Genomic DNA, 6,439 nt, shown 5'->3' with positions numbered 1-6,439 from the left:
TTTCATATGAGTTATGAAAATGCTTGTGATGTGATCTGTGTACATGAGGATAAAGTTAACAATGCTTTAAGTTTTTTAGAAGATGATAAATCTAAGAAATTACTTAACATTTTAGAAAAGATTTGTGATGAGAAGAAATTGAAAATTATATTATCTTTGATTAAAGAAGAAGAGTTGTGTGTTTGTGATATTTCTTTGATATTGAAAATGAGTGTTGCTTCAACTTCACATCATTTAAGACTTTTATATAAAAATGAGGTGCTTGATTTTTATAAAGATGGAAAGATGGCATATTATTTTATTAAAGATGATGAAATAAGAGAGTTTTTCTCTAAAAATCAGAAGGGTTTTTGAAACGAGTGAAACGAGTTTCTTCTTGTCTTGATACTATATAGAAATAATGCAAAAATGAAAAATAATGTAAGTATGACGTGAAAAATTTTTATTTATAAAAAGTAAGCGTCTTCTATTTATATGTAGAGCCTTTTATAAGATAATAAATTCAGCTACTAATATTTACTACTCAAAACCGAGTATCCTTTAAAATGACTGTATCCTTTGGGTGCAGTCTTTTTATTTATAACTTGTCAAAACTTTACATTTCATACAATCACAAACGGACTTAAAAGTACGCTTATAACCAGTACCTTAAAATAGGGAAGTGGTTTAACCAGTCCAAATATGGATTGGTTAAATGTGTCCATAAGTGGACATATTAGCACATTGTTTAATATCCCCAAATTTGAGGATATTAGTTTATCACTCAGCCCAAATGTGGATTGAGTAAAGATATTCTCTAGGCTCAAATATGAGCTGAGTAATAGAACTGAATAGCTAACTTATTTAACCGGATCAAATGTGAGCGTATTAATAAGTCGATATGTTGGTACGTTCCAACATCTTAACCAGCTCAAAACTGAGCTCGTTAATACAGCCGAAATGTTGGCCGTATTCAATTAATCATTGATATATCACAATGATAAATCAGAAAACGACAATATCCGTTCTCTAAATTCTGAAAAGCCAAATGTAGATTGTCTGAATATATAGTTAGAAGACCGAAATATCGGTTCTCTAATAAGCAGAGTACTAAAAAGGTACTTTAGATAATATAAATATAGATTGTTTAACTAATATATGTATCTAAAATGAATACGCACCATGCGCACGTATGATGTACTATCTCACGGCGCAGATTTGCGCAGTGAAATTCATTGTCCAAATGTGGACAGTGATATACATAAAATTACATATCTAGCATTTTCAACTGCCATAAAAAAGGGTAGTCTTTGCTCACTATAAAATTAGATAGAAATGTATTCATTTCCTCAAATGTGGGGAATGAAACCTGCGTATCTAACTTGAGTACGTGGCTTCGACTATCCAAATTTGGATAGTCAAAACAATAAGGCTTAATTTTGAACTTTGAGGTGTCCCCAAGTTTGGGGTTCCTAACTATGTAGTCAAAAATAACTACGTACCTTATAGAACAGAACGCAATTTTGCGTTTTGTTCCAAAACTATTAAATAATTAGCAGGGTCCAAATTTGGACTTTGTAAAAATATAAAGGTTTCCTAAAGGTAGAGCAAATATAAAATGTACAAGATTTGTGGAAGGTAAGTAAAAAATAGTGCGATTTTAGATAGGTACAAAAATTATGTTGTAAAAATGGGAAGGTTTTGGGAAGGTAGTAAAAAATATAATATGCAAGGTTTATACAAGGTAAGCGAATTTTCAAAATTTATAAAATGCCTCTATATCAACGTTTTTAACTCATATCAATAATAAGGTTATGTATAGGTTAGCAACTTTGAAAACCCAAAGGTTTCCCAAAGGTATTAATAAAATTAAAACTAACAAAAGCTAAACGTCCAGAATGTTATAAGGATCAAAATCACATTCTATAAGAACTAATGTTCGATAATAGCATCTTGAAATTAATATGATAAAATGCAAATAAATGCTAATTTATCAATGGTTATAGTAGATTATAAGTAATTGTTAAATAAGATTAAAACAAGAACGTAAGTTTGCTTTTTGGGTGTAAATTTAGTATAATATAGTTAGTAAGAATTCTCTTTTCAAAGTAAAAAAATTGCTCCTTTTTTACATTTTTTATTACGTGTTACGTCCATCTAATAAATGGAGGTTATAACCGTGAAAGTAATTGAAAAAGAAATAACAAAGGTACCAAACGAATATTTAAGGATTTATGATACTATTCAAAACTCAAAAGATAAGTATATAACTAAGTCCAAGATACTTAACTTAATGGGGTATGAATCTAACTCAACTAATGAAAGATGGTTAAGAAATGCTATCAGTAAACTAATTGATGATTATGGTTATCCAATTGGTTGTAGCTATAAGAAGTATGAACGCGGCTACTACATCATTACTAGTGAAGAAGAAAAAGCACAAGCGATGAGTAGCGTCAAAAAGTTAGCAGATGGCAGCATGAAACGATATGAGGCTTTAAAACGCATTAAATTATAAGAGTATGTAGCGATTGGGCATTGTTCAAAAGTTTCAATATTAGACTTAAAGATAAAAGCCAATGCTACATTCTTAAAAAAATGAAATGAGGTATTTAATATATGGTAACAGCAACACAAACAGGTAGCGCATGGGACGTTTATTTTAATGATAGACGATATAGAAATTTATTAGGTGAATTAGATGATTTATTTGTAGAAACAAAAGGCTTAATTAGACAAGGATATAAAACAGAAGTGGTAAGAGGAAAGATGAATGATAAGGTCTTTGATATGCAGAATAAGTTCAAAGAGTTAGGCCAAACAATGTTAGATGAACATGAAAAAAGTTTAGTTGAAATTCAACAAAAAGAAAAAGTAGTGACTTTTGATAATCCACAAGCTGAGATGTTAAAACGTCAAGATTTAGAGGCCAAAGTACAACTTATGGATAGGGAAGATTTATACGAATTTATTTATAACATTGATCCAGATGATACAGGTGTATATGAATTAAGCGTATATCAAAAAGCAGTAGAAACACGTTTATCTAAAGAAGATCAAGATAGACTTAAAGGCCATTTTAAAGTACTTAAAGATAAAATTATGTATCCATTCCGTAATAATGAAGAATATCAACAACTCGAATATGAATATGGTATTTTAAGACAATATGGCTTACAAATTAATGGCCAACCAGTAAGAAGAGATGAAGAGGGCGATATTAAAATCATTAGTATACAAGATGAATACAGTAAACTGTTTCGCAATGCTTAAAGAATAGAAGTTTGCCTATCCTCACGGGTAGGCTCATTCTATATTGATGGGGGTATTACCGTGCAGGAAAATTTTAGTGAACCATACCAACAAACGTATATATCTGAATATGAGTTATTGACCAAATACAATCCAAAATATATCAATACTAAAATTAAATTAGCACAGTCACACATTGAGGAGATGTATCATTTAAGCACTTCAATTACAACATGTGATGAAATTGTGGGCATGATTTCTATATCATATCCCGTTGATAAACTTGTGATATGGATCTGTGAAAAGAAAGCAGATTTGAAACGGTTCAAGGACAATTCAAGCATGCGTTTATCTTTATTAAAGCAGGTGCTAAATACCTATACGAAAGAAGAACAACAGCAGGTGGTTAGATACATGCAATCAAATGGACGTATTAAGCCTTATACGCTCATTGAGCGTTTACAGGTAGATTTGTATAACATTAATTATAACAAGCCTATAACAAAGGCTATTGAACAACAACAACCATTGGTGGTGTAACAGTGATTGATGATGACAAAGAGACACTTAAAACGTTTATATTAAATTATCATAATTATTGTGATGATGAAGTAAACGAAATTTCATCTGATGACTTCTTTATGTTGAAAGATGATGTTGCGTTATATTCATCGGAAACTACACATACTGATGACCATATTTACATGAATGAGTTAGAGACATTAGTAGACCGTGTTTGTACGCAAAGAGAAGTGATTTTGTTTTTACTTTTGCGTAGTGGACGCTCCGTCAAAGATATAGCACGAATATTTGAACTAACAGAAACTAGGATTAATCAATTAATTAACCAATTGCTAGACAAAATTATAGAAAATAAGGAGGGGTTAAATGGACAAATTAACGCCTAAACAAGAGCGCTTTGTGAATGAGTACCTTAAGACACTTAACGTTACTCAAAGCGCTATAAATGCTGGTTATAGCTCAAATAGCGCACACGTAACAGGTAGCAGACTATTGCGCAATGAGAAAGTAAAAGACTATATTCAAAGCAAGAAAGATGAAATAATGGACGATACCATTTTATCTGCGAAGGAAACACTGTATCTATTAACACAATCAGCTATTGGAGACGAGACGGAAACGAAAGAAGTAGTGGTTAAGAAAAGCTCATTTGAGCGCAACCCAGATACAGGACGCATGAATCTTGTGTATAATGAGCACGTGGAAACAGTAGAAGTACCAATTAAGCCAAGTGATCGTTTAAAAGCACGTGACTTATTGGGGCGTTACCACAGTATATTTACAGATAAAGTAGATGTGAATATGGTTACACCTGTTTTTGTAGATGATATAGGTAGCTATGAGGACTGATAACCATGTGTGATACTGCCGATAAATTAAATATGATTAGCATTGAAGATATGTATAACAGAGCGATGGCGATAAAGAAATGTTCAGTCATCTATTACGATGATCTTATGAATGATAAAGAGCGTGCAGTGTGGCATACGTTGAGTAAAACACAAAAAGGTTTAGGAGTAATACTACCGTTTAACTTAATGATTGTCAGAAATGGTGTAGATAGACACATAGTTCCATCTATAAAATTGAATGATGATAGGATTTTCATTTATCCAAAAGTATAAAAGCTAATATAAGGGGAATGAAGATGAAAATTGAAAGATACGATATTAAGAAGCTAGAGAGTTATATACAAGATATAGAACGTTATCGCAAAGAGATGAGAATTCTAAAGTTTGAAATGCTACAAAGAACTAAAAGTGAAGCTACTAATGACGGAATGAAACGAAAATATGAAAAGTTATGCAATATTGTAGAGGGTGTAGATCAACTCATAGAGGATGCAGATAAGGAAACAAAAGAGATTATACGTTTAAGATATTGGGATTGTCCTATTGGGTGCTATTTATGGCAAGATATAGCCGATTATTACGGTATGAGTAAAACGTCAATTATACGCAGACGTGACGCTATTATTAGACGTTTAGCAGTGCTTATAGGCTATGTGTAGAACTGATAAAACTAGAACTTTAAAATAGGGAAGTGGTTTTAAATAAAAAAGATACTCCATAGATGAGCGAACAAATGTTACCTCATGTGTCGCAACTTGCGACGTTAGGTAAGTGAATACAGCAACCGTTTCGATACCATAGGAACATTCTTAATATTAGTATATGTTAATGCACAGGTGCAGTCCTAAATTAGGACTGCACTCTATTAAAAAATTATATTGTTTACGTGATTAAATAGATAGGGTAAAAATAAGCAAAAGGACAGTAGGGGGGAATAGTATAGCTAATCGGTTGTTAAAAGTACATAAGATTAGAGTGTTTTCAGTTTCTAAGCTAGAAAAGAAGATAAATAAAGTTAAATCGTATCGTAGTATAGATATTATTGAGATAAAGAGACAATCATATTTATTCTTAAATATTGCAGAAGTTTATTATAAAGAGAAAGTTTAAAGGAGTTATTAACCAACCTATTGATTTAGAGAGGTTGGCAAAGAAAAGATTTTTTGAAAGTACTCTTAATTATAAATATTGAAAAATTACGCATTAAAAATTCTTGCTTAATAGCAATTGATATATTAAAATAATATTAACGATCTAGCCATAACTCTACTCGGGTTATGGCTACTTTTTTATAGAAAGGTATGTAATTGTGAAACCATTTCAAACTCATAATCAACAATTAAAAATATTAAGGAAAAGAGGCATGATTGTACCTTCTAGAGCAAAAAGAGATTTAGAAAATGAAAATTATTACAATGTAATAAATGGTTACAAGGAATTATTTCTTCAGGTAGACAGGAATGGAAAGTATGTTGTTCCTGAAGTATATAAAAGTGGTACACAATTTGATGAATTGTTTTCTTTATATAAACTAGATAGGAAAATGAGAAACACATTATTAGAATATCTTTTAGTGTTTGAAACACATATCAAATCAAGAATTGCATATTATTTTAGTGAAAAATATCAAGAACCACATTCTTACTTATATTTTAAAAATTATTCAAATGATCCTTCTAAAACTGATGATATAGTAAAGATGGTTGCTACTTTTAGTTCTATAATGAGTAATAGAAGAAACAAACCTTTAAAGCATTACATTAATACACATAACGGGGTTCCATTATGGATATTAGTGAATTACATAACATTAGGTCTGTCTCTTATACACATCT

At 30.9% G+C, this 6,439-nt stretch carries 9 protein-coding genes; all 9 read left to right on the top strand.

The genetic code is table 11. The features are described 5' to 3' along the window. Positions 1–6: 6 nt before the first annotated feature. Positions 7–354, top strand: a complete 348-nt coding sequence (locus CD147_RS10190; protein ID WP_103167317.1) for an ArsR/SmtB family transcription factor — start codon at positions 7–9, stop codon at positions 352–354. A 1,804-nt stretch (positions 355–2,158) separates the two neighbouring features. Beyond that, positions 2,159–2,497 (top strand): pathogenicity island protein, encoded by a 339-nt coding sequence (locus CD147_RS10185; RefSeq protein ID WP_420894071.1) that lies wholly within the window; start codon positions 2,159–2,161, stop codon positions 2,495–2,497. Positions 2,498–2,598: 101 nt separating this feature from the next. Further along, on the top strand, positions 2,599–3,252 hold the full coding sequence (locus tag CD147_RS10180; protein ID WP_103167315.1) for a hypothetical protein: 654 nt from the start codon (positions 2,599–2,601) through the stop codon (positions 3,250–3,252). 60 nt (positions 3,253–3,312) lie between these two features. Beyond that, complete coding sequence (locus tag CD147_RS10175; RefSeq protein ID WP_103167314.1) at positions 3,313–3,771, top strand: pathogenicity island protein; 459 nt, start codon at positions 3,313–3,315, stop codon at positions 3,769–3,771. 2 nt (positions 3,772–3,773) lie between these two features. Further along, positions 3,774–4,139, top strand: coding sequence for a helix-turn-helix domain-containing protein (locus tag CD147_RS10170; RefSeq protein ID WP_103167313.1), 366 nt, complete (start codon positions 3,774–3,776; stop codon positions 4,137–4,139). After that, positions 4,120–4,602, top strand: coding sequence for a terminase small subunit (locus tag CD147_RS10165; RefSeq protein WP_103167312.1), 483 nt, complete (start codon positions 4,120–4,122; stop codon positions 4,600–4,602). The genes CD147_RS10170 and CD147_RS10165 overlap by 20 nt, the downstream gene beginning before the upstream one ends. 5 nt (positions 4,603–4,607) lie before the next feature. Next, positions 4,608–4,877: a hypothetical protein gene (locus tag CD147_RS10160; protein WP_103167311.1), complete on the top strand. Its 270-nt coding sequence runs from the start codon at positions 4,608–4,610 to the stop codon at positions 4,875–4,877. 23 nt (positions 4,878–4,900) lie between these two features. After that, positions 4,901–5,263 (top strand): transcriptional regulator, encoded by a 363-nt coding sequence (locus tag CD147_RS10155; protein ID WP_103167310.1) that lies wholly within the window; start codon positions 4,901–4,903, stop codon positions 5,261–5,263. A 650-nt stretch (positions 5,264–5,913) separates the two neighbouring features. Continuing rightward, a partial coding sequence (locus CD147_RS10150) for an Abi family protein (protein WP_142382047.1) occupies positions 5,914–6,439 on the top strand: 526 nt, incomplete at its 3' end.

The organism is Staphylococcus devriesei, from assembly GCF_002902625.1.
Classification (GTDB): domain Bacteria; phylum Bacillota; class Bacilli; order Staphylococcales; family Staphylococcaceae; genus Staphylococcus; species Staphylococcus devriesei.
Note: the sequence above shows the minus strand (reverse complement) of the source record. Positions and strands in the feature narration are given on the sequence as shown.